At 62.3% G+C, this 24494-nt stretch carries 22 protein-coding genes and 2 pseudogenes; 8 read left to right on the top strand and 16 right to left on the bottom strand.

Features of this window, described 5'->3' with window-relative positions; all coding sequences use genetic code 11:
- Nucleotides 1–155: 155 nt before the first annotated feature.
- On the bottom strand, nucleotides 156–938 hold the full coding sequence (locus tag ACI3K3_RS21970) for a DeoR/GlpR family DNA-binding transcription regulator (RefSeq protein WP_404917620.1): 783 nt from the start codon (nucleotides 936–938) through the stop codon (nucleotides 156–158).
- A 243-nt stretch (nucleotides 939–1181) separates the two neighbouring features.
- Between ACI3K3_RS21970 and ACI3K3_RS21975 the strand changes: the two genes are divergently transcribed.
- Nucleotides 1182–2303 carry an alpha/beta fold hydrolase gene (locus ACI3K3_RS21975; RefSeq protein ID WP_404917622.1) on the top strand — a complete coding sequence of 374 codons (1122 nt, stop codon included), beginning with the start codon at nucleotides 1182–1184 and terminating at the stop codon, nucleotides 2301–2303.
- A 270-nt stretch (nucleotides 2304–2573) separates the two neighbouring features.
- Here ACI3K3_RS21975 and ACI3K3_RS21980 read toward each other — a convergent pair whose 3' ends face one another.
- Complete coding sequence (locus ACI3K3_RS21980; protein ID WP_404917624.1) at nucleotides 2574–5450, bottom strand: DUF2339 domain-containing protein; 2877 nt, start codon at nucleotides 5448–5450, stop codon at nucleotides 2574–2576.
- A 121-nt stretch (nucleotides 5451–5571) separates the two neighbouring features.
- On the opposite strand from ACI3K3_RS21980, the gene ACI3K3_RS21985 reads away from it, so the two are divergent.
- The 3 genes and pseudogenes from ACI3K3_RS21985 to ACI3K3_RS21995 form a co-directional block, all read left to right on the top strand.
- Nucleotides 5572–6711: a sterol desaturase family protein gene (locus ACI3K3_RS21985; protein WP_404917626.1), complete on the top strand. Its 1140-nt coding sequence runs from the start codon at nucleotides 5572–5574 to the stop codon at nucleotides 6709–6711.
- A 2-nt stretch (nucleotides 6712–6713) separates the two neighbouring features.
- Entirely contained in the window at nucleotides 6714–7322 is a 609-nt protein-coding gene (locus ACI3K3_RS21990; protein WP_404917628.1) for a TetR/AcrR family transcriptional regulator, read from the top strand.
- A 225-nt stretch (nucleotides 7323–7547) separates the two neighbouring features.
- Nucleotides 7548–7782: pseudogene (locus ACI3K3_RS21995) on the top strand (IS110 family transposase); the annotation flags it as partial.
- Between the two features lie 469 nt (nucleotides 7783–8251).
- Here the strand turns inward: ACI3K3_RS21995 and ACI3K3_RS22000 are convergent.
- The 9 genes from ACI3K3_RS22000 to ACI3K3_RS22040 all read right to left on the bottom strand — a co-directional run bounded on the left by ACI3K3_RS22000 (nucleotide 8252) and on the right by ACI3K3_RS22040 (nucleotide 18060).
- A complete protein-coding gene (locus ACI3K3_RS22000) occupies nucleotides 8252–10891 on the bottom strand; it encodes an AAA family ATPase (protein ID WP_404917630.1) in 2640 nt (879 codons plus the stop codon).
- The gene (locus ACI3K3_RS22005; RefSeq protein WP_404917632.1) at nucleotides 10888–12003 is read right to left on the bottom strand and encodes an exonuclease SbcCD subunit D; all 1116 of its coding nucleotides are present in this window, start codon (nucleotides 12001–12003) and stop codon (nucleotides 10888–10890) included. Before ACI3K3_RS22005 ends, ACI3K3_RS22000 begins: the two co-directional genes overlap by 4 nt.
- Before the next feature lie 130 nt (nucleotides 12004–12133).
- Nucleotides 12134–12376 carry a hypothetical protein gene (locus ACI3K3_RS22010; RefSeq protein WP_404917634.1) on the bottom strand — a complete coding sequence of 81 codons (243 nt, stop codon included), beginning with the start codon at nucleotides 12374–12376 and terminating at the stop codon, nucleotides 12134–12136.
- A 418-nt stretch (nucleotides 12377–12794) separates the two neighbouring features.
- Complete coding sequence (locus ACI3K3_RS22015) at nucleotides 12795–13667, bottom strand: NAD(P)H-hydrate dehydratase (protein WP_404917636.1); 873 nt, start codon at nucleotides 13665–13667, stop codon at nucleotides 12795–12797.
- 37 nt (nucleotides 13668–13704) lie between these two features.
- Complete coding sequence (locus tag ACI3K3_RS22020) at nucleotides 13705–14478, bottom strand: histidine phosphatase family protein (protein ID WP_404917638.1); 774 nt, start codon at nucleotides 14476–14478, stop codon at nucleotides 13705–13707.
- Nucleotides 14479–14700: 222 nt separating this feature from the next.
- Nucleotides 14701–15294 (bottom strand): glutathione binding-like protein, encoded by a 594-nt coding sequence (locus ACI3K3_RS22025; protein WP_404917640.1) that lies wholly within the window; start codon nucleotides 15292–15294, stop codon nucleotides 14701–14703.
- 11 nt (nucleotides 15295–15305) lie between these two features.
- Nucleotides 15306–15629: a hypothetical protein gene (locus ACI3K3_RS22030; RefSeq protein ID WP_404917642.1), complete on the bottom strand. Its 324-nt coding sequence runs from the start codon at nucleotides 15627–15629 to the stop codon at nucleotides 15306–15308.
- Between the two features lie 460 nt (nucleotides 15630–16089).
- Nucleotides 16090–17070, bottom strand: coding sequence for an SDR family oxidoreductase (locus tag ACI3K3_RS22035; RefSeq protein WP_404917644.1), 981 nt, complete (start codon nucleotides 17068–17070; stop codon nucleotides 16090–16092).
- A gap of 45 nt (nucleotides 17071–17115) precedes the next feature.
- Nucleotides 17116–18060, bottom strand: coding sequence for an iron-containing redox enzyme family protein (locus ACI3K3_RS22040; RefSeq protein ID WP_404917646.1), 945 nt, complete (start codon nucleotides 18058–18060; stop codon nucleotides 17116–17118).
- A gap of 214 nt (nucleotides 18061–18274) precedes the next feature.
- Here ACI3K3_RS22040 and ACI3K3_RS22045 point away from each other — a divergent pair, with 214 nt between their 5' ends.
- Both ACI3K3_RS22045 and ACI3K3_RS22050 read left to right on the top strand, forming a co-directional pair.
- Nucleotides 18275–18961, top strand: coding sequence for a hypothetical protein (locus tag ACI3K3_RS22045; RefSeq protein WP_404917648.1), 687 nt, complete (start codon nucleotides 18275–18277; stop codon nucleotides 18959–18961).
- 337 nt (nucleotides 18962–19298) lie between these two features.
- Nucleotides 19299–19469, top strand: a complete 171-nt coding sequence (locus tag ACI3K3_RS22050; RefSeq protein ID WP_404917650.1) for a hypothetical protein — start codon at nucleotides 19299–19301, stop codon at nucleotides 19467–19469.
- Between the two features lie 275 nt (nucleotides 19470–19744).
- Here ACI3K3_RS22050 and ACI3K3_RS22055 read toward each other — a convergent pair whose 3' ends face one another.
- The 3 genes from ACI3K3_RS22055 to ACI3K3_RS22065 form a co-directional block, all read right to left on the bottom strand.
- Nucleotides 19745–19942 (bottom strand): hypothetical protein, encoded by a 198-nt coding sequence (locus ACI3K3_RS22055; RefSeq protein WP_313435627.1) that lies wholly within the window; start codon nucleotides 19940–19942, stop codon nucleotides 19745–19747.
- 185 nt (nucleotides 19943–20127) lie between these two features.
- On the bottom strand, nucleotides 20128–22011 hold the full coding sequence (gene htpG / locus ACI3K3_RS22060) for a molecular chaperone HtpG (RefSeq protein ID WP_404917652.1): 1884 nt from the start codon (nucleotides 22009–22011) through the stop codon (nucleotides 20128–20130).
- 206 nt (nucleotides 22012–22217) lie between these two features.
- A complete protein-coding gene (locus ACI3K3_RS22065; RefSeq protein WP_404917654.1) occupies nucleotides 22218–22814 on the bottom strand; it encodes a DedA family protein in 597 nt (198 codons plus the stop codon).
- A 180-nt stretch (nucleotides 22815–22994) separates the two neighbouring features.
- Between ACI3K3_RS22065 and ACI3K3_RS22070 the strand changes: the two genes are divergently transcribed.
- Both ACI3K3_RS22070 and ACI3K3_RS22075 read left to right on the top strand, forming a co-directional pair.
- A complete protein-coding gene (locus ACI3K3_RS22070; RefSeq protein ID WP_404917656.1) occupies nucleotides 22995–23333 on the top strand; it encodes an NUDIX domain-containing protein in 339 nt (112 codons plus the stop codon).
- 178 nt (nucleotides 23334–23511) lie between these two features.
- Nucleotides 23512–23787, top strand: coding sequence for an HU family DNA-binding protein (locus ACI3K3_RS22075; RefSeq protein WP_404917658.1), 276 nt, complete (start codon nucleotides 23512–23514; stop codon nucleotides 23785–23787).
- Nucleotides 23788–23941: 154 nt separating this feature from the next.
- On the opposite strand, the gene ACI3K3_RS22080 is transcribed toward ACI3K3_RS22075, so the two are convergent.
- A complete protein-coding gene (locus ACI3K3_RS22080) occupies nucleotides 23942–24142 on the bottom strand; it encodes a DUF6771 family protein (protein WP_404917660.1) in 201 nt (66 codons plus the stop codon).
- A gap of 167 nt (nucleotides 24143–24309) precedes the next feature.
- A pseudogene (locus ACI3K3_RS22085) lies at nucleotides 24310–24494 on the bottom strand (hypothetical protein); the annotation flags it as partial.

A 24494-nucleotide genomic window follows, 5' to 3' on the forward strand; every position in this document is an offset into this window, starting at 1 on the left:
CAGCAAGAGGCCCAATGCGCCATCATCCACGCCGAGACGTGCCTTCGCGAGCGGGACGAGTGGCGCCCAGCAGGCCAAGCCAAAACCAGCCACCAAAAAGGCAGCGCGCGTCGCAAGACGCGAGCCGACTTCCTGCGTTTTCATCGATATTTCCTTCAATCCGCTTGCGGCTGCGCAGCGCGCAGAACGTGCGCGCCTGCCATTTCCAGTTCGGCAATTTCGGCGTCTGGCGCGTCATGCGACACGACGACGTGATCGATACCGTCGATGCCCGTGACCCGATGCGGTGCGCGGCCACCCAACTTCTCATTTGAAACAAGCACAATCGTGCATAGACTGCGCGAGATGAGCGCACGTTTAAATGCCGCATCGCTTGCATTGAAGGCGCTGACGCCGCTGTCGGCCGACAACGTGCAGGCGCCGAGCAGGCACAGGTCGATATTCAGCCGCAAGACAGCCTCGATGGCGGTCCCGTCGACACAGCCGCCGATTGCAAGATCGACGTTCCCGCCCGCGAAAAGCACGGGCAAGCTCTGACGTGCAGCTAATGTGGCGGCTGTCTCGATCGAATTTGTGCCGATTGCCAGGTCCGCATCATCCGGAAGCAAATTGGCCGCCATAACATTGGTGCTCCCGCTATCCAGGAATACAAAGCTTCCGTTGGCGATCAGGGGCAAGGCTGCATGCGCAAGCGCCCGCTTTTCCGCAAGTCCTGCAGTTAACCGCGCAGTGATCGACACCCCGCCGGTTGTTAGGGGAACCGCCCCTCCATAGACGCGCCGACAAATACCTGCTGCATCGAGTGCGCGCAGATCGCGCCGGATCGCGTCTTCAGAAACGCCAAATTCGCTCGCTAAAGCCGTGCTGTTAACTGGCTCGGCTGCCAGAAGCCGTGATGCGATCAAGTCGCGGCGGGAAGACGGAAGCGTATTAGCCATCGCCGCCTGTTAATGCATGTTGCGTTTCGAAACAAGAATAATCATGCATCTCATTTATGCGGTACCGCCGGTTTGCATGGAGCTGCGATGGCCCGCGTCGGAAGCAGCCGATCGAACCTAGAGCCAGGCTCGACCAGGGATGGTCGGCCGCTGCCGGAATTATGTCGGCCCAATCGATGATGGACGGGCGGTCAGGAATTTTGGCAAGCTGGCAGTCCGATAACCAGGCCAATTGGAAAGTGTATGAAAAAGCTCTTTGCACTAGCTGCGATTGTCGCCGCTGTTCCTGCAGTCGCCCAACCACCGGTCCAGCAGGGTTCGGTGGGGCCGCACAGCCGGGCGGAAGCTGTCAAAATCATTGCCGATCTGCGAGAGATCGTCAGCCCGCAGGGTTTGCAGGCGATTGAGGCGGTGCCGATCGGCGGCATTTCCCAGGCTGTGTCAATCCGCAGCCAGGATTTGCGAAATCCGGTGTTGATCTACCTTCATGGCGGTCCCGGGTTTGTCGAGATGCCTCTCGATTGGTGGTGGGACCGCGGGTGGGACGAGTATTTCACTGTTATTCATTGGGACCAGCGCAATGCCGGCAAGACGTATACATTGAGCGGCGCGAGCGATCCTGCGACGCTAACGCCCGAGCGCTTCCAGGCCGATGCCGAAGAATTAGTGCAATGGGCACGCAAGCGGTTCGGCAAGCACAAGGTGTTCGTACTTGGGCACAGCTGGGGCAGCATGTTAGGGCTGAAGCTTGCGGCAGCGCATCCCGAATGGCTCTATGCCTATATCGGGATGGGCCAACTGACGGACGGACTGGAAAGCGAGCGGCGCGGTTGGAGGTGGACCATTTCCAAGGCGCGGGCCGATGGTAACGCGCAGGCCGTGCACGAAATGGAAGCAATCGCCCCCTATGGCGCCGCTGACCATCCGCTCACCGTTGCCGCTATCCTGACGCAGCGCAAGTGGCTGAACCAGTACGGCGGCGCGGCATGGCGCCGGCCAGGCGGCGACTTCGAGGCAGCCGCTTTCAAGCTGGCTCCGGAATATAGCGACGAGGATGTCCGTAGCGCCTTCAAGGGTCAGGAATCGGTCACCCAGGCCCTGCTGCCCAAGGTTTTAGCAACCGACCTCTCGAAGATCCGGCATTTGGATGTCCCCTTAGTTCTGCTGCTTGGCCGGCATGACGTGAATGTGTCGAGCGAGGTGGCAGCCGAGTGGTTCGCGAGGGTGTATGCGCCGTCGAAAAGATTGATCTGGTTTGAGCGATCGGGCCATCACATCACCAGCGAGGAACCGGGCAAACTGTTGACGACGCTGGTGACCGAGGCCCGGCCGATCGCCGAACGTGCAGGCGATTTTGCTCCCTAGATTAAGTGAATTCGGCAAACGTCCTTGGAGCCTATCCGAAAAAGCTCTCGCTCGGGGTTTCGAGATCAGCAGTCGTGCCCTCATTCGATGAACGGGGAAATTTGATCGACAGCTGCCGGAAGACCGGACGGTCCGCACCGCGAGAACGAAAATTTGCTGCTGGCCAGCAGTAATATATGCCGCACCAATCGGCTGGGCATGTGGCCGCACCAACCAACGGCCCTATGCGCAATATGCTGCTCGCCAACCGATACCGTCCGCACGGGGTCGCTAACTCCTATAGCGGTTGTGCAGCCAGCCAATGCCGATCAGGCTAAAGCCAAGCGCCAGGAACGATGCGATGCGCAGCAGCCCGTGCAATCCCGATGCATCCATCAAGAAGACCTTCCCCGCAACACCGAGCATCAGCACTAGCGAAGTTAGGCGCCAATCGCTCAGGCCCTTGCGGATCCCCCAGAGCAGGAAACCGATGGCCAACAGGATGGCGAGCACCGACCGCCCTATGTTCTCCAGTTCCGCCACCTCTCCGAAAACCAGTACCGAGCCTGTGAACAACTGGCGCAGTGTCGCGAAGGCGAAGAGGAGGATCAGCGCCATGCGGATTCCGTCACCGCCCCGCCGCAGGTAAGTTGGCAGGTCGGGCATGATGCGTTCGAGGACCGATACCCCGACGAACGCGATACCGAAGGCCGGCAGCAGCAGGTTGACCACGGGCCATGCGCCGGCAGCTTGCTCCGCCCACAAGGGGTCATGCAGAGCGACGGTATAGAAGAGGTTATGCACCGTGCCTGCCAGAACAAGCCCGATCGCTATAGGCCGCGCCGCCAGATAGCGCCATACCAGGGCTCCTGTTGCCAGTAGCACGGCCTCCCAAAGGCATCGTTCGGCAAGTCCGAAGCGAACGAAAGCGGCGTAATCACCGATGGCGAAAAGCTGCTTGTACAGGACATGCACGCCGATGAGCGCGAGCCCGCCCGTCAACGCTGCGACTCCTGTGCGGACGGTATCAGTCAGGCCCCAAGGCATGCGCCGCAGCATGAAAGCTCCTGCGATTGCCGGCGCCATCAGCCGTCGCATCGCCATTCCGACCGATGGCAGTTCACCAACGAACACCGGATGGCCGCCCAGTGAAATCATGCCAGCCAGAAGCCAATGGCCGATCGGCTGAAGCGCCCACAGAGCCAGCAGGCCGGCCACCGCCGCCCATGTCGGCTCCAACCCAGGAACCTGCCGACGGCGGCCAACCTCGACCAGAGCAATCAAGGCGAGGCTCGTCACTACCGCGAGCCACGGGGCCGGGACGATCTGCGCGGCCAATCCATAGCCGAGCAAGGCCGCCATCGGCTGCAAAATGAAGCGTAAAAAGTTGCCTGAATTGCGCCAGGCAAAAGCCGCTGCCACCGCGCAGAGCATGCTCCATCGCAGCACCGCGCGCGCGGGATGTGGAACCACAGCGAGTTCGAAAAGACGCGCCAGTTCCGCAGTGGTCTCGATCGTCACTAGCAGCGCGATGACAGCCGCAAAATGCAAGCCGAGAGCGCCCTTCGCCACACGCTGATCCTGGGCCATAACCGAAAGCCCAAGCAGAGCCGCCGCTACTGCAGCGATGATCAGCGGGGCGCACCATTCAGGCAGGGCGACCAGCCCCGCCAGCACCACCAGCACTCCGGCGCAGCACGACAGCAGCGCGAACCGGGCGTCGTCCCCACGCTCGGCACTGCGCCACCCCAGTCCAGCGCCAAGCGCCGGCAGGGCCGAGAACGCCAGCGCCAGAAGCGCGAACCGCACATCCTGCCCCGGATACCCTTCGTAGAACTTTCCGAAGCAGACGACATAGCCACCAAGCGCGATGGCGCCGAGCAGCCCGACTTCAATAAGACCGCCATCTTCACGCCATACCCGCCGCAGCGCATAACCGCCGTAGATCGCCGAGATCCCCGCCACCACCGCCGCAAACAGCCCCGCATCCGGCGTGGGCCAGACTGCGACGAGCCCCAGAGCCGTCAGCAACGGGACTAAAACCGTGCGTTGCAGGACCGGCGCGCGTGCCGCCAGCCACACGAACGCGAGCGAAAGCAGCCCGTAAAGACCCCATGTTAGCGGCGCGAACTCACCCCGCGCGACGATCAGGGCCAGTTGCAGAGCCCCGACTACGCCGGTCACCCCGCGCAGTATCGGCGCGGTGCGCCCCTCGATCGCCAGAGCGGGCAGGCCGAGCCCCAGCAGTAGTACGAGCAGCCCCATCGCCAGCGTCGATCCACTGTCGAGATCGCCCATTGCTATCGTCAGCAAAGTCCAGCCCGCGCCGCCCGTCAGCGCGCTGATGCCCAGCCAAGCCCAGCGCTGCCGCCGCGAAAGCAGGGTGATCGCGCCGATGACGACGGCAAGGTATCCCGCCAGCAAGGGCACATTGGGGCTCTGCGATTGGACGACGGCCGGAGTTGCCAGTCCGCCGACGAGGCCAAGCACCGCGCAGGGCGCTCCGAACCGCAGCGCAAGGCCGAGGGCGATCGCGGTGATCGCGGCGAGGCCGACGAAAGCCGTGTCCGAACCGACCAGATCGTAGAGATTGGCGGCGGCCAGAACGGCAGCATAAAGGCCGCCCACACCGGCACCGACAAGGGCCTGAGCGACACGGACATCGCGCACAACGTCCTCACGTCGACGCGCAAGTTCACCCAGGCCGATCAGGCCGCAGCTGAAGACCAGCCCCATCACCACGCGCACCACAGGCGACAGCAGGCCGGTGTCGATGGAGTATTTCACCATCAGCACCGCCGCCACGATCAGCGTCACGCCGCCCGCCCAGATCGGCAGCTTGCGCCCGAACAGCTCCTCGAATCCAAAGCCCGGCGACATGGGCTTGTTCCCCGCGTCGGCGACGGGTTCAGGCCCGGGTTTGACCTCTTCGGACACCGGCACCGGCTCGGACGGGACGGGCACGAACTCGGCCAGCGGGTCCAAATGAACAGCGGGGACCATAGCTGGTTCGGCTTCGATGGCTTCCTGTTGCACCAGCTTCGCCGGCGCGGCGTATGCTGGCGGCGGAGGCTCGACCAATAAACCCTCCAAACGGATTAGACGCCGCCGAGTGTCGTAGAGCAGGACGCTCAGGATGACGGTCGCAAGCAGCAGGATCCCGGTCATGTATCGCCTTTCAATCTCATTCGGGCGAGCCTATCGGCAAATCGAACGCTGTACAATAAATAATTAGACAGCGTTCGATTGTCGCGGTACAACGCCTCATCGCCAACGGAGAAAACCGATCATGACCGGATTTCTGAAAAAGCTTGTCCGCGACCTCGAGGCCCCGATCGAAGCGCGCGGCTTCGGAACCGGCTGGTTCGCGGGGTTCTTCGCGCTGCTATTGGCCGCGGCCGGGCTGTCCTTCGTCATCGCGCTGCGCTGGCCCGACTGGTTCGCCACGCCCGAACTGGCGATCGTGCTTAAGTCGTCGGGCTTTCGTATCGTCGTCCACGCCACGCTGCTGGCATCCTATGCATTGGCCCTGCTGAGCCTCCTGCTGCGCCCGCGCAAGGTGCTGGGGATGACCGCGCTGATGGTGGCGCTCGCGGGGACGATCCTTGGCGGCGCGTCGGTACAGCCGCGCGAGATGCATGACTGGGGCGTGTTCTTCGGCGTCGATTTCTTCGCGGTGAACCTTGTCGCCACAGGCCTCATGTTCGCCCCGCTGGAGCGCCTCGTACCCCACCGCAATAAGCAGCGCCTGTTCCGGCCCGAATGGCGCGAAGACCTGTTCTACTTCCTCATCAGTTCGATGCTGGTCCAGCTCATCACCTTCCTCGCCCTTGCGCCGTCGAGCTATCTCAACGCGCACGGCACCGTTCTGTCCGGCATTCGCGCAGCGGTGGCTGGCCTGCCCTGGGCCGTGCAGTTCATCCTCGCGATGTTTCTGACTGACCTGACGCAGTACTGGTTCCACCGCGTGTTCCACCGCATTCCGTTTCTGTGGGGTTTCCATGCGGTGCACCACTCCGCGCGTTCGATGGACTGGCTGGCCGGAGGACGGATGCACTTCGCAGAGATCGTGCTGCTGCGCGGCGTGACCTCGCTGCCTTTGCTGACGTTGGGCTTCCTGCCCTCGGTCATGCAGGCGTACATCGGCATGGTCTACGTTTATTCCTCGCTCGTCCACGCCAATATCCGCGGTGACTTCGACCGCCTCGGGCGCTTCATCGTGGTGCCGCGCTTCCACCACTGGCATCACGCCCTAGAGGCCGAGGGGATCGACAAGAACTTTGCAATCCACTTCCCTTGGCTCGATCGCCTTTTCGGCACCCACTACTTCCCTAAGGGCCGGTGGCCCAAGGGCTACGGCGTGCCCGAGGCAGTTCCAAGCGGCTACCTCGCGCAGATGCGCTATCCCTTCGTGCGTAAGGCAGGCTGACGATGGGCAGGCGATCGGATCACGGCCGCGAGGAACTGGAAGCACTGATCCTCGACACCGGGCGGGAGGTGATGGCCGAAAACGGCTACGCCCGGTTTTCCGCGCGCGAAGTGGCCAAGCGCATCGGTTATTCGGTGGGAACGGTGATGCACGTCTTCGGCAACGTTGACGGGCTGGTCATGGAGATCAATGCGCGAACCTTCCGGCACTGGAGCGAGTGGCTGGAAGACCGCCTGGGCGGTACCGAGGGACGGGGTCGCATCCTCGTCCTCGTGCGCGGCTACTTCGACTTTGCCGAGACCCACCGAAATCTATGGGCGGCGATCTACGAGCATCGCCTGCCGGAAGGCATGTACATGCCCGAGACGCTCGCGGCGGAACGCGTCCGCCTCACGGGCGTCATCGCCCGCGAGGTCATGGCCGTCCTGCCTGCGAGCGAAGCCGCGGAGGCGGCGGAACTCACAAGTTCGCTTATCGCCACCGTCCACGGCCACTGTGCTTTCATGCTCGGCGGCACCTTCGGCCTCCTGGGGGTCGAGCACCCTGCCGAGCTAGCAGCGGCGCGCGTCATGGAAGCCCTGCAGGCAAGAGGTGCGCTAATCGGCACTTGACGGGAAAAGGAACGCAGAGGTCCAAGTGATGGCGCCATCGGACGTTATCGGCAACGCAAGATATGGCCTTTCTTGGTTACCCAGAAAGGAAAGCGGACGGCCGTGTCTTGTTTGTGCAAACGCCCGGCAGCAAAGCTGCTGGCGTGATGTGGTGGACGACCTTTCGCCCCAGCGTAGCTTGCGCGATGATGTGGACATTGCAGGTCCACGTCTAGGGGACGTTCCATGGAGCGGGAGGTTGTCACCGTCGGATTGGATCTGGCGAAGAATGTGTTTGAGGTGCACGGCATCGCTGCCGACGGCGCAGTGCTGATCCGGCGTAGGCTGCAGGGCCGAGGTCATTCGGCTCTTCGCGGATTTGTCGCCTTGCTTGGCCGGCGTGGAAGCCTGCGCGCCTGCGCATCATTGGGTGCGCGAACTCATCGCGATCGGCCGTGAGATACGCCTGATGCCGCCGGCCTATTAATCTTCCTTCAGCTCTAATCGGCGCAAAATCGCATAAATTTCCAATATGCGATCTCCGGCATAAACTGTAGGTTTGGGCGACGCTCGCGGGGATGCAAGAGAAAAGGATCTTCTAAAGCTGATGGCCCCTCCCGGAAAATTTGGTGCGCAGTGAATAGCGCCTCCCAGCCGAATATCCGACGAGGGAGACTATTCGGCGAGTGCCCAGGGGCGCATCAGGGGTATTCCGGCGAGACAAGGTGATCAATGCATAAGAAACGGCGCCGGCTCAGGGATTGATAAATCTCAGGGATTGATAAGGCCTGCCGCCGCTGCTGGGATTGCTTCGCACTTTCAGCCCTTCTTCCATTACGCAAGAAGGCCATTATGAAATGTTCAAGCATGGCCCAGGACACGAAGGCGAGCTTGCCGAATAGGACCATCCTCGAACCGCGCCGTATCTTCAGAATCATGCAGGCATTTGGTCAAAGCCTAATGCGGTTCCCCTTGACATGGCGGAAGGCGCGTTCCCGGCAAGTCAGCAGAATCACCTGCATCCGCTGCGAGGATTCGGCGATCAGGTCGATCATCGTATCGAGGCGCACGTCGTCGGAATAGACCAGCGGGTCGTCGAGGATCAGCGAGACCGGGCGGCCTTCCTCCAGCAGCATGTCGGCAAAGGCGAGGCGGGCGAGTAGGGCGAGCTGTTCCTGCGTACCGCGTGACAGCTGTTCGCACGCCTCATCGAGCCCGCCGCGGCGGATGGAGGCAAGGCCAAGGTCTTCGCCGAATGCAGGCTGCGCATCCTGCAGGATCCGCCCGACATAGCGTGAGGCGCGGGCCGCGACCGGGCCGGTAATCGTGCGCGCGGTCTCCGCTTGGGCCTGTGCCAGCGTTTCGCGAAGGAGGCGCAGGGTCTCGGCCTCGTCGCTGGCGCGTGACAAAGCGGCGGTCGCGGCGTCATGCTCATCGCGTGCGGCGGCGGCCTGTTCGGCAAGGCCCTTGCCACCCTCGCTTTCGACCCGGGCTTCCAGACCGGCGATCCGGATGTTCAGGTCCGAACGCGCGTCCTCCGCAGCTTTGCGGCGCGCGACGAGGTTCTCGATGCGGCGGTGCAGGGCCTCCTCGTCGAACGCGGAGGCATTGGCACGGGCGTTCTCCAGCACGACCGCTGCGGCCGCCGCCGTTTCGCGCGCGGCGGCGAGCGCGGTGTCCAGTCCGGCAAAATCGGGATGGAGAGCCAGACGGGCCAGGTCTTCCGCCGCATTCGCGCTGTCGTTTGCGGCGGTCTGTTCGGCAATGGCGAGGGGCGTATCGGACTTTTCGGCGGCGCGAAGGGCATCGCCCGCCTGAGCGTGGAGCGTCTCGGCGCGCACGAAGGCGGCTTCGGCGGCTTCACGCCGGGTCTCGGCCTGTGCGATGGGAACCGTATTGCCCTCCTTGATCGCGCCGGTTTCCAGCGGATGGGCGGCGACGAAGAGCTTGAGCGCATCCGGGCCGGCCGCCAGATTCAGGTCGCGATCGGCGGGCGAGGCAGCCAGCACCCGGGCATCGATCGTTTCCTTCTGACGCCGGGCTTCGCGTGCCGCTTCGTTGCGCGCGCGGGCGGAGGCCAGACTGTCCAGCGACCACTTGGCAAGCAGCTCGGCATGGCGCCGCGTGGCGGCATCTAGAGCGGCCTGTGCGCCCGCGAGCGCCTGAGGCGGGCGCAGTACCAGTTCGCTGCCGCCGGGCAGGCCGATGCGGGTTTCGCGGAACAGTGTCCATGCGCCGGGTTCGAGCGGGGTACCGTCGCGCGTGAACCCTTGAAGCGAAGCGTCCGGGCCGGTCAGCTCCACATGGGTGCCTTCGGTTTCCAGCAAGGTGCGATGCCGCAGCATTTCGCGTTCTGCCGCATCAAGTTCTTCGAGCACTTGTGCGGGCACGACCAGTGAGGCCGCAGTGGTGAGTGCGTCGCGCTCGGTTTCGAGGGCAAGCACTGTCTCATGGCGGGCATGGGCTGCGACCAGCCCCTCGCGCCTGCGCAGCGCTGCTTCATGGGCCTGTGCTTCAGCCAGCGCCGTGCGGGCAAGGTCGCGCGCCTGACGGGCACTATCGAGTGCGGCGGCAGCGCCGGCCAGATCGCTCTGCGCAGAGGCGAGGGTTTCTGCCAACGTGGCCCGTTCGGCCTGCGCCGCGTCTTTCCGCCGGTCGGCGCCGGTGCGACGGTCCTGGGTCTGGGTGAGGCGGTCGGCAAGATCCTGAAGGCCGGCAAGCCGCGCCGCGGCCCCGGTGGCCTCCAATAGCCGCTGTGCCAGCAATTGCGCCGCGCCGCGCGCAGTCTCCAGACGTTTTTCGAGATCAGCGCGTTCCACCGCATGATTCCCGTCGTCGAGGTCGCGGCGCAGCGTCGTCAACTGACGCCGGGCCTGATCGAGATCGGCGAAGGCCGCTTCCAGAGCTTGCTCGCGCTGCTGGGCCTCGGCCAGTGCCTCGGCCGCGGCGGCTTGGCGCTGCTGCGCGGCGCCAAGCCGCCCGGCCTTGGCGACTTGTCCCTTTTCAGTGAAGAACTGGCGGAACTGTCCTTCGATGCGGTCCTGCACCTGCTGGAAGGCAGGGCCCCCGAGGATGGTTCCCGCCTCACCTTCCAGGGTGGCGCCGATGACATCGCGCACCCGGCCTCCCGGCGGCGTCACGGACAAGGCTTCTGCCTGCGCCACCCACAGCATTCCCAATGCGCCGGCAAGCTCGCTGTCGAACATGCGTCCCTGCGCCTCGAAGCCGAGCAGGCGCTGCAGGCGTTCTTCCGCCTCGGCATTCTGGCTGCGGCCGCCGGGACCGGACAGCTCGGCCATGGCGCGGCCGATGAAGCGCTTTTTCAGCGTGTAGCTGTCCCCGCCCACTGCGAAATCGAGTTCGACTTCGGGCGCCACTTCGTCCCCCAGCGGCTGGAACGAGGAGATCAGCTGGGTCTTCGATCCATGCCGCAGGAACAGCGCGGCCCGCACCACTTCCAGCAGGGTGGATTTGCCGGCCTCGTTGTTCTCGATGACGATGTTGAGACCGTCGGTAAGCCCGGCGATCTCGTGGCGCTGGCGGAACTTGCGGAAGTTTTCGACCGCGATGCGGCGAATGAACAGGCTCATGCCGCGCTCTCCTGCGCTTTCAGGGTTTCGACGAAGAGGCGCTCCAGCGCCCGGCGCGCATGGTGGGCATCGGCTCCGCCTTCCTCGATTTTCGTGCGCAGCATGGCGGCTACCTTGCCGATCATGCCCTCGGTGGAAAGCGCGGCGAGATCTTGCTCCGTCGGCCGCGTAACGACATCGCCGTCGCGCACGTCGAGGAAGCGCAACCGGTGGGACAGGTCATCCTCGGTCCGCGCAAGCATGGCAACTCGGTCGGTCAGCGGGACAATGCCGGAAAGCGAGAGGCGCAGCAGCGTTGCGGCGGGTTCACAGGCGGTTAGCAGGTCGTCGCACAGCGCCGCGAAGTCGATCGCGTCCGCAACTGTCCAGTCTCGCTGGAGCCATTGGTAGCGGCCGGTGCGCAGGGGCGTGACGACTGGCAGGGCGCCGGGAGCAACATCGACGAGCAGGCACTGGCCCGGCTCGTCGCGGCCAAAGCGATCAGTCTCGGGCGTGCCGGAATACCAGCACCGGGCATCAACGCAGAGCAGGCCGTGCCAGTCGCCCAGCGCGAGGTAATCAAGCTTCGAGCGCGCCGCGCGGTCGGGCGCGATCAGGTTCGGCGCTTCGCCTTGAGTGCCGAAATCGCGGATCGAGCCGTGCGCCAGGCCGATACGCAATGTGGCGCCGGGCGTTTCCATGCGATCGAAACTCTCGGTCGGATCGTCGCGGGTGTGTCGGTGGAGGAGGGGGGCGGGCAGCAGCCAGATGCCGTCGGCGATTTCGTGCGGCTCGGGCTGCGCCAGCACAGTCACATTGGCCACGCCGCGCTTGCGCACGCGGTCCCACAAGCCGCCGTTGCGGGCGAAATCATGGTTGCCGGGCAGCAGCCACCAGCGGCAGGCGTAGCGCTCCATACGGGTCGCTGCCTGGATCACGGTACGCTCGTCCGGGCCTTCGGTATCGAACACGTCCCCGGCGACGAGAACGTGCCCGGCCTCGTGCTCCGCCGCCGCCCTGGCGATGGCATCGATCGCATCGAAACGCGCTTCTGTCAGCGCGGTGCGGGTCGCAGCGTCAAAACGGCCGAAAGGCTTACCGAGCTGCCAGTCGGCGGTGTGAATGAAGCGCATGGGGGAGGCTTAGCAGGGAAGAAGACCAGTTTCAAAGCACTCCAATCCGCGATTGCATTGAAGAGTTTGGCGCCGTCGGAAAGCAATCCCCCTGCAAAATGCCGGCAGGGAACAGCGCCGAAGCGCTGCGTCAGGCAAACGCATCAGATCGGCGGTGCCGCTGCATGTCACCGGAATCTTCGTGAAACAGGGCGGCGCCGCCAAGGCCGCCGCCCTCAATCCGTCTTTTTTTAGCGAGGACGGTTCCAACCATCCCTGTCGCGGTCACGATCGTGCCGGCCGCCACGGTGACGGTCGCGATCCCGATCCCGATGCCGATCATGACGATCATAACGGTCACCATAGGGCGGCCGGTGGCGGCCTGGGCGATCATCTGTACAAGCAGCAAGTCCGGTACTGGCGACCACCAAAAGGGCCATTCCGAGCTTCAGGTAACGGGGCATCATCTTCTCCAAGCTGGATGCGTCGCACAGCGATGCAGTTTGGGGGAAGTGAATCGAAGTCCCGAGACGGGAAGGTGTTCCCATTAAACTGAGCGAAGGCCGCCGCTTAAATGGCAGTGCGAGGCACGCACGCGGGCGCCTAATGTCCAAAAGCACCACCGGAGCAGCTGCAGGGCAGAAGTCGAGCTTTGACCCGTCTGTATATTGGAGTACTACCACGGCGTACAACGATGCTATCGTCTTACATATTGCCGGATAATGAATAAAAGCTCTAAAAATTTAGGTATTCGCCAATTCTGCGAAAAAACTGTGAGAATTGTTCGCATCACCCTGCTGCGTGCCGTGAACTTAACCTGGGTGGGGAATTCGCATAAGTCCGGGAATAGCTGTCAACAGTTCGCGCGCGAGAAATCCAAGGGGGGCAATCGTCCGGGCACAGGCCCGTCCGGCCTCGCCGTGTAGCCAAACAGCCCACAAGGTCGCCTCCAAAGGCGAGCAGCCGCGTGCTAGCAGGCCGCCCACTATGCCCGCCAGCACGTCTCCCGACCCACTGGTAGCCAAACCAATGCCACCTCCCTCATAGCAGAACACTTCTCCCGAGGGCGCCGCGATGATTGTCTTGGCACCTTTCAGCGCAACGATCGCGTTGAACCGGTTCGCAGCAAATCGCGCGGCCGAAACACGGTCGCGTTCGATGATTTCTGCGTCCGTGTCCAACATTGCCGCGATTTCGCCAATGTGGGGCGTCAAAACCGCGGGGCGGATGCGATCGCCGAGCGGGCCGATGTTATCGGATAGGGACATAAGTGCGGCAGCGTCGATCACGATGTCACCCTTCTTGTCCAGAATCTTTAGTACGATATCTAGAAGGCGCGACGCCTGGGTTGGGCAGGACATGGCGGGGCCTGCCACCAGCGCATCGCACTTCTCCAAGTGAAGCTTCAGCGCCGCGGGTGAGGCATCGATTTCGCCTTCGGCATTGACTGGTAAGGCGGCGACTGCTGCCTCTGGAAACGCTGCCCCGATGGCGAGGGCGGCGGGGGCAACGGTGCCGATGCGGACCTTGCCTGCGCCCGCGCGCAACGCAGCCTCGGCAGTGAGCCGCACGCCGCCTGGCACATCCATCGAACCGCCAATCACCATGACCCTTCCGCGGCTGTTTTTGTCCGTACCGTCCGTATGCAAAGGCAAGGGATGTGCGCGCACCCATTGCTGGTTCACGCAAACACTGGCGACGGGGCCTGCTCCAGGCCAATTCTCAGCCACGGGCCGCAACCATGGAATCCGGTGCGCGGGTTGAGCGCGTGCCCTCACGATTTAGCGGGGCAACGATGTTGTAACGGTTGAGCTTCAGGCATCCAGTGTCAATATCGAAGGCGTACTGCGTGATGCCACAATTTGCCACGTCACCTTCGGCATCGATTGCAAGTATTTCAGCCTCGGTAAGGTTCTCCAGTACGTATCGCATGCATAACACCACGACCTGATGCGCGACGATCATAACCCGCTGTCCGGCATAATGCAGCGATACCGTATCTAGCAGCGCACGTAAGCGAAATATAACATCCACCCAGCTCTCGCCGCCGGGCGGGCGATGATAGAATTTGCCTAGGATCTTTCGGAAGTTGGCTTGGTCCGGTTGGAATTCGCGGATGCCTGCGGTCGTGAGGCCATCCAGGATCCCAAATTCCTTCTCCCGCAGCCGCTCGTCCCGACAGATCCGTAGGTCCGGGGGACAGCCCCCAGCGCTACGGAACAGTTCGGCGGTCTGGATTGCACGGACGTAAGGGCTGCAAAGGATGACTTGCGGCTGCTGCCCTTCCTCGCCCGCTGCAAACCAATGGCCCAGTGCGCGGGCCTGATCTTCACCTAAAACAGACAGCGGCACGTCCACATCACGATGATCTAGCTCAATTCGCGAGTATCCGCTGTTGTGAGCGTGGTCGCGCGCGACGTTTCCAGCGCTTTGACCATGCCGGATTAGCCACAGTGTTTCGGGCCAGCGGGATGTGGGTGATTGCGTGCGTGCCATAAGAACCTAATCCCTCCTCCCCGTACTGGTTCCAACGCCAAGCAACATTGGAAGCGGACGGCGAAGTAGGCGGGAATGGCACGGCATCGCATGCAATGCCTCTACCCAAACGGTAAAGACCGGCCGAACAATCCCGTTTCGCGCCTGCCTCTCACGAGATTTGCGCACAGGCGACGTTTTTTCGTCGATGGCCACGATGGCTTCATACCTGGCGGCCGACCTTCACACGATCCCTTCGTCGGCCAGCGCCTTTCGTATGCTCTCACGTCCCGACAGCCTCTCGTAATAGGCGCTGAGGCGGGGCGGCACGGCCACCTCCGCCTTGTTCTTTGCCCAGAACAGCATGGTGAAAAGATAGCAGTCGGCAACGGTGAAGCCCTCGGGAAAAAGCTGATCCTGCGATGCCAGCGTATCCTCGAACAGCGCGAACCGCTTGCCGAGCACTTCCCTGGCTTTGCCCTTTTCTTCTTCTTTGGCTCCAGGCGAGAAGAATGGTTTGAACGACTTGTGAAGCTCGGTCGAAATATAGGCGAGCGTCTCGAGCAGGCGGTAGCACCCCAGCGCCCCGCCAGGGGCTAGACCGCCAGCCCTGTCGGCGATGTAGCTCAGGATCGCGATATTTTCGGTCAGGACGGCGCCGTCATCGAGGCCAAGCGCCGGCACATAGCCTTTAGGATTGATCGTTCGGTAATTGGCGCCGTCCGCGGTGGTCTTGGCCTTGAGATCGACCTGGACGGCTTCGAACGAGAGATTGGCTTCGATCAGCGCGATGTGGTCTGCAAGGCTGCAGGCACCTGGCGAATAGTAAAGCTTCATAACCGGTTCCTTCAGCCTTCCAGTTTCTTTGCCTTGTGATCAGCCCAAGCTTTGCCGGCATCGCCGCCCCACAGCAGCCAGGCGATGAACCCGGCGGACGGATCCTTATCCGAATTCCACTTATGTGATTTGGACTCCTTGTCGACGGCATGGCGCGCAAAGAAGCTTCGCATCGCCATCACATCCGCTTCAGACAGATCCCTTCGATCCGCCAACTGATGCGCGCGATCGACGCCGACCTGCGTGCCGCCGCGTTCGAACTTCTTGCGCAAGCGAAGACCGCGGCGCGCGGCAGAAGCCATCCTCTGGGTCGGCGTGAAACTGTGCGCTGCCATAGCATGAATCCTCTCTTTGTCCGGATTAACCCGTGCCGTCTCGCGGCGTTCCCGGTCCGGAAATATGGCTCCTTCGGTATCGACCGGCCGCCCATACGCGGAACACTCCACGCACCGCCTGAGGCCCCGTTTCGATCCTGCGGCCAGTTCACCGATTGTCGGAAGTGGAAATACGTCGACAAAGTCCGCCCTCCTACGAGGCACGCATAGGACACGGCACGCTGAAGACAACGCTCCGCGTTCGCTTCGACGGCAGACGCGCGCCGTCCGTGAGATTCTTCTACGGGAACCAATTTGCTGAATGACCTGACCTTCGCGCATATCTCGTACGTCAAGGATCAATTGCCCCTGGGCGGTCCCCGCGCCGGCTTCGGCATGAGGGAATCGTCCTGACGTGACATGGATATAAACGGCGCGATACATCCTATCACACCTTCTATCAAACGGAGCACGCCATTACTTATCTGCGCTTGCGTCCAATCACCAACGACCCGGCAATGGCGGCAGAGGCTGCGAGGATACCGATTGCTCCGGAGGCGAGTTTTCGGCGAAGCGCTGCGTTGCGTGTGTGGCCGTCGGGGCCGCTTGGCGCGGCAGGAGGCGTGAACAGGCTTCCCTCGGTGTCTGCGCCGGGCTCCGCCTTTCGGGACCAACTATCCAGGAAGCCATTCATGATCGACGGACCCATGTTGGGCGCCGTGAACTGCGCCAGCTTCATGACGAGGCCGGGCGCGCCGACGAACGTGGAGTTGCGCGGATGCGTGGCCAGTCTTACGACTGCATTGGCGACTTTGTCCGGTGGCAGGGATCCTGGAGGAAGCGACAGCTTCGCGCCGGTATAGTTGCCGGCATGCCCCACCGCGGGCGTATCGACAAAGGTCGGGTAGACGTCGCAGACGTGGATATTCGGGCGCTTGGACAGCTCGGCACGCAAAGCCTCACTAAAGCCGCGAAGGGCGAACTTGCTCGCGGAATAGGCCGCGGCATAGGGTGTCGCGACGAAGCCTCCGATCGAGATCATGTTCACCCATGTCCCTTCGTCTTGCGACAGAAAAATAGGCAGGACGGCGTGGGCCTCCTGCATGTGACTGATCAGGTTCGCCTCGATCACTCGCTGATGATCGGCAAAGGGCGTATCCGGATACTTTCCGACGACTCCCACGCCCACGCAGCTGAACCAGAGATCGATGCCACCCAGCAACCTTTGTGCGTCCTGGGCCAGAGCGATCACGGCGGCGCCATCGGTAACGTCGAGAACGCGGGTCTCGACAGATCCGCCTATTTCGCGGCAGCGCCGCGCGATGTCGTCCAGCCCCGCCGCGCCTCTGGCGGCAATGACGACATGGGCACCGAGCCGTGCGAAGGCGATCGCTGTTGCCGCTCCAATCCCGCTTGACCCACCGGTAATGACGATGCGCTTGCCCGACAGGTTCTGGCTCATCGCGTAATTTCCTTCGCCTGCTGCCCGGGTATTATCTTCCCGATCTCACACCGCCGTTTCGGCCCGCGCCGCGCCCTCGTTCTGCCAAAGCTTCGCGCGATAGCGTTCGAAGCAAAGCTTGCCGCAGGTGAGCCGCATCAACGCACCTTCGGCAATGGCGGTGGCTCGCCGCGGATCCTCGCTGATGAGGGGAAGTAGGGCTTCCTGGTTCCAGGTCTGGCTGTGCTTAACGTCTAGCACGGCGTGAAGATCGAAATACCGGCGCTGAGCGCCCGAGAGGCCGATCCGGCGCAGGCCCTTGGCCACCGCAGCCGAGCGCCAGGGAGCGGTCAGTTCGATCACGCCGAGCGCGCCGACCGAATGCCATGCATAACGCCGCGAACTCGCCATGGCCGTCATGGCATTAGCGAGTGCGAGACTTTCCCAGACAGTGGTGTCGATGGAGGGACGGACCTCGAGGGCGTTCGCTACAACGTGCAGCATAGGGCCGTGCATGCCTTTGACATTGCCGCGCCCCATCTCGTCCCAGTAGTTGGCGGCCAGTTCCAGCTTCGCTTGATCGGGAAGCTTGATCTGCGTCATTGCGACGAGATCGTCGAACCCCGCTTCGCCGGCGGCTTCCTGTTCGAAAAACCAGCGCAGTTCCTCGCGCGTCGCATGCTCCGCCAACCAGGGAAAGAGGGGGTCGTTCTGTCCGGGACCGGTTTCCGCCAGCCCTTCGAACCACTCGATGAACTTTTCGGCTTCCATCGGAGCCGCTTGGGCGGCTTCACGAACTTGCAAACGCAACCTCTCGATGAATTCGCCTTCACGCAGCAGCATGACGGCATCGCTCTTCACACGATCGCGCCAGTCCTGGGACGGAAATTGCGGAGCAAGCCGGTCATGATTCCACTTCGCGAGTTCACGCTGAAACCTGTCACCGAACAGCTCGCCCTTATCTTCATCGTGGCCGGCAGATGGAATACGAAAAGCCAGGAGTTGAGACATGTGTTAATTCCGTGATCTGTTTCCTGGGAAGGACGTGCCGATCCTCGGCAGGTTCCCGCTTCAAATATATGTTAAGCGGATTCTATCGGTGAACAGGGATGTCCCGGCGCACCGCCGGCGGGTATCGATGGAGCGAATTCTCGCGGACAGAGGCAGATCTTCGCTGGCCTCCGTGCCGAGATGCCGGGAAAGCGCGAACGACAGGCACGCCGTATTGTTCGAGATCCTCCATCAGCAGCGCGTTGGCCGGATGGGGGGCAAGCGGGCCGACGACGGCAGTGGACGGCATCTCCTTGCCGAAGGATGCCAGCGCATCGAGTACATTGCGGTAACAGCGCACGCTGAAGCCTCGTCGCTGCAGGCTTTCAACCTCGGCCCACATATGTGGCGGCGAATCCGCGACAACGATCGCGCAGGGCTTTTTCGAAACAGGGTTTCTCATGCCGAGCTAACGCGGGACAACGGGTCTCGAGTTCCCGACATTCCGTCATCGTGGCATGGATTGCGCCGGGCAGACCAGGTGGCACGGCGGTTCGTTCGATGGATCGCCGCGTTATCTATCTGGAACGAGAAGGCCGGCTTCACCGTTGCCATTTGGAAAAGGAGAACCGGAATGAGCCGCGACACCGAAGAGATCGACGAACAACCACAAGCAGAGGATCGGCGCATTACTCGCGCGACGACCGAAGGCGTGGACGCTCAGAATGCTACAGAATTTGACATGGACAGAGGGCTGGCGGGGGCGGAGGCGAAGCCTTTTTCAGAGGGTGCGAAGGGCAACTCCGACTCGATTGAAGCCGGCGGACAAACCCATGGGTTGGTCAAGCGAGAAGGAGACCTCATTTCCGGTCGCCGCGATGCCGGCCGCGACGATGGAGCCGAAAACGAACGGAAGATCTAGCCTGCGAATTGCCATCTAAGCGCGAAAGCTTCTCACGCAGTACGGTTGCGGCGGTCGAAGCGGGCTTCGTGTCTGGCTTACCCGCCTCTATACTGTGAAGGGGAGCGCGCCGCCCGGTGATCCCCTTCCCTTTCCCGACAACTCAAGCCCGTTTACAGGGGCATCGCTAACTTGAGTTAATATATCTCAGTCGATCGATTTTCTAACTCTGGCCAAAGCGCGCTTTGCTATCGATTAACCCATCGGTCCGGAACGGGCTATCCATCGGCACGTTGGAGGATGACTAGGCGCAATCGCAATCACCGCCATGCGCCGCACTTCATAACGGGAGATCGACATGACAAACGGCAATAAGGGCAATGATGCGCAATCGCCGGACGCTCCCGCAGAAGGAGCAGACGATATCCTGCCCCGTAATGCGGATAAGCCGGATATCAAGCCACGCTCCGGCGGCAGCGCGGAAAGTGGCGACGAAACCGGCGGTAATAAAACGGAGCCTGGTGCGTAAAATCGTGATGATGCCCTCGCGGTTAAAAGGCAATTTAGCTCCGCGCAAAGAGGCGAGGCGAGGGAGTGATCGATAGGCTTAGTCTGCCGGTGCAGCGCTTGGCCACATCGGTTAAAATGCCGGGGGCTTCATGGCGCCGCTTTAGTTTCCGCTTCGGACTAAGCTACTAGATTATGCGCTGGCTCATGACGTCTGTCGTGACGCGGGCCCAAAAAACAATGGGTCGGCACCCATTTCGCTGGTGGCCGGCCCTTCAATAGGATCTGGCGCTTCGGTTACTTGTCGCCGATCACCGCGCCCGCCGTCCCGCCGATGATGGCGCCTTCCGTGGTGCCAAGACCAGTAGCACTGCCGACTACGGCGCCGCCGGTGCCGCCGATCAGGCCGCCACGGGTCGCGCCATGCGAGCAGCCGGCCAGTGCCGCGCCGGCCATGAGGGTAAGGATCAGTCCGCTCGCGATTTTGGTGTTCATGGAATTCGCTCCTGTTGCGGCTTGAGCGAATGGACCGCCGTGATGTTCCGCGAGAAACACATTGAAATTGGAAGCTTATAGCTGCGCGCACGAAAAGCGAACGCCAAGGCCTCAACCGAGAGGCACGAGTCGGAAGTGATCGGACAGCCAAGGGAGAGGGGAGCCAAACGGCTCCCCTCATTTTGTCATCCCAGGGTTTTGGCCATCAACCGCTCGAGACGCTCCACGAAAGCGCGCGGGTCGGCCGGGGCTTCGCCTTCGGCGATCCGTGCCTCGTCGAGCAGAAGAAACGAGAGGTCGCGCAAGTCGTCGTCGCTGGCACCGCTTTGCGCCAGCTTGCCGATCAGCGTGTGCCCGGCGTTTACTTCCAGAACCGGCTTCGCCCGCTCCGGTGCTCGTCCGGCGGAAGCCAGCATCTTCTCGAGCTGCAGGTCCATCGCATTGTCGGGCGCGACGATGCAGACGGCGCTCGTGGTCAGGCGGTCCGAGACGCGCACATCGGATACGTATTCGGCCAAGGCATCCTTGGCGAAGGCGATGAATCCGGTCACATCCTCGCCGGCATTCGCAAGCTCGCCACCTTCCGCCAAGGGAATGAGGCTGAGATCAGCGGCTCCCTGCGTAACTGACTTGAACGGCTTACCCTTGAAGTCCGCGCCCATCGTAGTCCAGAAGCTGTCGACCTGGTCGGGCAGCAGCAGTACCTCGATGCCGCGTGCCTTGAACCCTTCGACTTGCGGAGAATCCGCAATCCGATCGAGATCGGTTCCCGTCGCATAGTAGATCGCCGTCTGGTTTTCCCGAAGCGAGGCGACGTAATCCTTGAGCGAACGCCATTTGCCGTCCGACATGGTTGTCTTGAAACGGGCAAGGCCCAGCAGGGTGTCGCGCCGCGCATAGTCCTCGTACAGACCCTCCTTCAGCACGGCCCCGAAGTTCTCCCAGACGGCCGCGTAACGTTCAGGCTCTGCAACCGCCATCTTTTCCAGCTCGGAAAGGATGCGATTGCTTACCCCCTTCTGGATTGCCGAGAGGACAGGACTGTCCTGGATCATTTCGCGCGACATGTTGAGGGGAAGGTCCGCGGAATCGACGAGGCCCCGCACGAAGCGCAGGTAACGCGGCAGGATTTCCGCTTCGTCGGTGATGAACACGCGGCGGACATAGAGCTTGATGCGCCCGTTGCGATCGGGATCGAACAGGTCGAACGGCTTGCTCTCCGGAATGAAGGCGAGCACCGAATATTCGTGCCGCCCCTCTGCCCGATAGTGAAGCGTCAGGGCAGGCTTGTCGAACTGGCCTGCCACGCTGCGGTAGAAGTCGGTGTAGTCTTCCTCGCTGATTTCGGACTTCGGCTTGGTCCACAGCGCTGCGCCGTCCGCAACCTGCCGAGCTTCCTCGTCGCTCCCGGTTTCCTCGATGAAGATCGGGACCGGCACATGGCCGGACTGTGCTTTGACGATGCGCTCGACGCTGTAACGCTCCGCATAGCTTTTCGCATCATCCAGGAGATGGAGGGTTACCTTTGTTCCCCGTGCAGGGGCCTGCTCCGGATCGGCAGGTGCGATGGTGTAGGTGCCGAGGCCGTCGGAAGACCAGCTAGCAGCGTCGCTTTCGCCTGCGCGGCGCGATACGACATCGACTTTCCCGGCCACCATGAACGCCGAGTAGAAACCGACGCCGAACTGACCGATGAGCTGCTGGCCCTCTCCGTTCTTATCGGCGGAGAGCCGATCCATGAAGGCCTTGGTTCCGGAGCGTGCGATGGTTCCCAGCGTCTCGGCCATGTCGGCAGCGGTCATGCCGATGCCGTTGTCGGCGACCGTCAACGTGCCGGCTTCTTCGTCGAGCGTGATGGTGATCTGCGGCTGCGGGTCCTCGCCAAGGAGCGATGGGTCGGCGATCGCTTCATAGCGCAGCTTCTCGCAAGCATCGGCCGCGTTGGAGATCAGCTCGCGCAGGAAGACGTCCCGGTCAGAGTAAACCGAGTGGACCATCATGTGCAGCAGCTTGGAGACATCCGCCTCGAAGGCACGGGTTTCTGGGGCGATAGCGGAATCTGTCGTCATCGTATCTTCGGCTCGCATGTTTTAGATTTGCCCCGGTCAGATGGAATGATGCCGCGGATACTTCAAGGCATCTGATGAGATGCTCGCGACTCTCTTCGAATGCCGCTATCCGGCGGCGCCGCGTAACGAAGCATCCTCACCCGGCTGAGGCGAATCGGAACCGCTTCGACAGTCAAAACTCCGACGGCTATCTCAAACCCAGCCTTTCAGGCCTTTCGAAAGCTGAACACCCGGTAGACGTACACGATCAGGATCGCGGCCATAATCGCGGTACTTGCGGGACCAAGGTAACGATCAATCTCATCGAACTCACGGCCAAGGACATATCCGGCAGTGCCCAGAGCACTTGTCCAAATGCCGGCGCCGAGTACGGTGAGGAAGAGGAAGCGGCTGAGCCCCATCCCAAAGATTCCCGCCGGAATGGAAATCAGCGTCCGAATACCGGGAATGAGGTGGCCAAGCGGGATTGCCCAGCGGCTGTGGCGCTCAAAGCGCCGTTCCAACCCGTCGATCTGGTTGGCCGACAGCGTGATCCAACGCCCATGCTTGCGCGCCCAGCGCTTGAGCCTTTCGTCTCCCAGACTGCGGGCCACCGCGTACCAGAAGCAGGCTCCAAGAAGAGTGCCGCCTGTCCCAGCAATGAGCACGCCGGAAAGGCTGAGCTTTCCCTCGCTTGCCGTGAAGCCCGCCATGGGCATGATGACCTCGGACGGTAACGGCGGGAACACGTTTTCCAGGAACATCAGGAGCGCGATGCCCAAATAACCCATGTCCTCGATCATCTGTGTTATCCAGTCGGTCAACGATCATGCTCCACGTTATTGACCGCTCGAGCCGGCCATGCTGGCATGAACGCCGGGAACTCACGATAGGCTCCGCAGCGCTGGTCTGGGCCGACAGGGAAGGATCAGTCAAACCGGATGCGAGCCCAGGTCAGAACTTTGCCGTATCGTTTCGTTGGGGGCACCTGCGAGGTGCTGCTGGTGACGTCGCGCCGCAGGGGCAAATGGATTCTGCCCAAGGGCAAGATCGAAGCCGGAGAAACGGCGTCCGAGCGTGCGGCTGCCGAGGCTTTCGAGGAAGGCGGCGTGATCGGCCATATCGCCGAGCGCCCTCTTTTTGCCGGTAATCCTGCCGACCTTAGCCGCCCCGCGGTGTTTCCTCTCGAGGTTGTCGAGGAACGAGCCGCCTGGCCCGAGATGGGTGAGCGGCAGCGCGCCTGGTTGCCCCTAGCGGACGCACGCAACAGACTGAGGAGTGGCGGCCTGCGGCAGGCTCTGGACGCGCTTGTGGCCCATCTTGAGTGCGAGAGGCGCAGCTAGCGGCATTGGCCGAGCTTTACAGCCATTTAGCGACGACTGTGGACAACCTGCCTTGAAAAGGGTCTGGATAAAGTGTGCGGCTTTGATCCTTGGTGGGCTTGCTCCATGCTGGAACAACGCCGCGACGCCCTTGGATGGGCGGCGGCGCTAGAACAGACATCAGCAGGACGAACTTCTTATGAACAACAGCGATCTCGCCGACGCCATCGCTGCCGACCACGGCATCGCCAAGACCGACGCCCGCCAGATTGTCGACGCCGTGTTCGCGGCGATCGGCGATGCGGCTGCCAAGGGTGAGGAAGTCTCGCTCAGCGGTTTCGGCAAGTTCAAGGTCAAGGACAGCCCAGAGCGGGAAGGCCGCAATCCGGCGACGGGTGAAGCCATGACCATCAAGGCTTCGAAGAAGCTGACATTCACCGTCGCCAAGGCGGTCAAAGACAAGCTCAACGGCTAAGCTGACAAGGGCGGCATCGATTGAGCCGATGTCGCCCTGCTTTCGGTTACGACGCTTGCTCCATGAGCGTTGAGGGGGCGGCACCAGTTGGAGGCGGCTTCTCCGCCAAGACGGCGATGTTACGCCAAGATCGCGGCACCACGAAGTAACGGCTTCATACCTGGTTGCCGCTCTGTCCTTTGTCATCCGTCCCAGCGGCACCTTCAACAGCACGTACGGCGCTGGAGATCATAGCCGCGAGAGTTTCTTCAGCCCGGCTACGGAGGGCAGGATCTTTCGCATCCAAATCGTGGCGCACCCATTGTGGAGCGCGCTCGACAGTGTGCAGGATCGCGGCAGTCAGTGTGTCGTTCATAGCAACCGGCATGGCGTCTGCCCGGCCCGCCGTCCAGCCCTTATTAAAGGCAGGCCTCGGTTCGCCATGCGGATCAACTCGACCTCGTCGGTCCAGCGGATAACCCCCGCCAGGAAGCCGAAGGTCTCCTCGCGCGCCGGCTTCAAATCCGGCTACACATCCTCTCGTCAATGCTGGTGGATAGTTTTGCTATCCAAGATATCCCGGATCTTGATTGCTAGCGTGTCCATGGCAAAGGGCTTCGTCATCATGTCCATGCCCTTGTCCAGAAATCCTGATCGCACTGCGGCATTCTGAGCGTACCCGGTAATGAAAAGCACTTTCAGCTCGGGCCTGGTCTGACGGGCGATTT

Origin of the sequence: Novosphingobium sp. ZW T3_23 (assembly GCF_044987305.1) — a bacterium.
In the GTDB taxonomy this organism is placed as follows: Bacteria; Pseudomonadota; Alphaproteobacteria; order Sphingomonadales; family Sphingomonadaceae; genus Novosphingobium.

Bases quoted from the DNA above. Each gene is read 5' to 3' on its own strand.
- ACI3K3_RS21970 (WP_404917620.1), bottom strand. From the start codon at position 938: ATGGCTAATACGCTTCCGTCTTCCCGCCGCGACTTGATCGCATCACGG.
- ACI3K3_RS21975 (WP_404917622.1), top strand. From the start codon at position 1,182: ATGAAAAAGCTCTTTGCACTAGCTGCGATTGTCGCCGCTGTTCCTGCA.
- ACI3K3_RS21980 (WP_404917624.1), bottom strand. From the start codon at position 5,450: ATGACCGGGATCCTGCTGCTTGCGACCGTCATCCTGAGCGTCCTGCTC.
- ACI3K3_RS21985 (WP_404917626.1), top strand. From the start codon at position 5,572: ATGACCGGATTTCTGAAAAAGCTTGTCCGCGACCTCGAGGCCCCGATC.
- ACI3K3_RS21990 (WP_404917628.1), top strand. From the start codon at position 6,714: ATGGGCAGGCGATCGGATCACGGCCGCGAGGAACTGGAAGCACTGATC.
- ACI3K3_RS22000 (WP_404917630.1), bottom strand. From the start codon at position 10,891: ATGAGCCTGTTCATTCGCCGCATCGCGGTCGAAAACTTCCGCAAGTTC.
- ACI3K3_RS22005 (WP_404917632.1), bottom strand. From the start codon at position 12,003: ATGCGCTTCATTCACACCGCCGACTGGCAGCTCGGTAAGCCTTTCGGC.
- ACI3K3_RS22010 (WP_404917634.1), bottom strand. From the start codon at position 12,376: ATGATCGCCCAGGCCGCCACCGGCCGCCCTATGGTGACCGTTATGATC.
- ACI3K3_RS22020 (WP_404917638.1), bottom strand. From the start codon at position 14,478: ATGGCACGCACGCAATCACCCACATCCCGCTGGCCCGAAACACTGTGG.
- ACI3K3_RS22025 (WP_404917640.1), bottom strand. From the start codon at position 15,294: ATGAAGCTTTACTATTCGCCAGGTGCCTGCAGCCTTGCAGACCACATC.
- ACI3K3_RS22030 (WP_404917642.1), bottom strand. From the start codon at position 15,629: ATGGCAGCGCACAGTTTCACGCCGACCCAGAGGATGGCTTCTGCCGCG.
- ACI3K3_RS22035 (WP_404917644.1), bottom strand. From the start codon at position 17,070: ATGAGCCAGAACCTGTCGGGCAAGCGCATCGTCATTACCGGTGGGTCA.
- ACI3K3_RS22040 (WP_404917646.1), bottom strand. From the start codon at position 18,060: ATGTCTCAACTCCTGGCTTTTCGTATTCCATCTGCCGGCCACGATGAA.
- ACI3K3_RS22050 (WP_404917650.1), top strand. From the start codon at position 19,299: ATGACAAACGGCAATAAGGGCAATGATGCGCAATCGCCGGACGCTCCC.
- ACI3K3_RS22055 (WP_313435627.1), bottom strand. From the start codon at position 19,942: ATGAACACCAAAATCGCGAGCGGACTGATCCTTACCCTCATGGCCGGC.
- htpG (WP_404917652.1), bottom strand. From the start codon at position 22,011: ATGACGACAGATTCCGCTATCGCCCCAGAAACCCGTGCCTTCGAGGCG.
- ACI3K3_RS22075 (WP_404917658.1), top strand. From the start codon at position 23,512: ATGAACAACAGCGATCTCGCCGACGCCATCGCTGCCGACCACGGCATC.
- ACI3K3_RS22080 (WP_404917660.1), bottom strand. From the start codon at position 24,142: ATGAACGACACACTGACTGCCGCGATCCTGCACACTGTCGAGCGCGCT.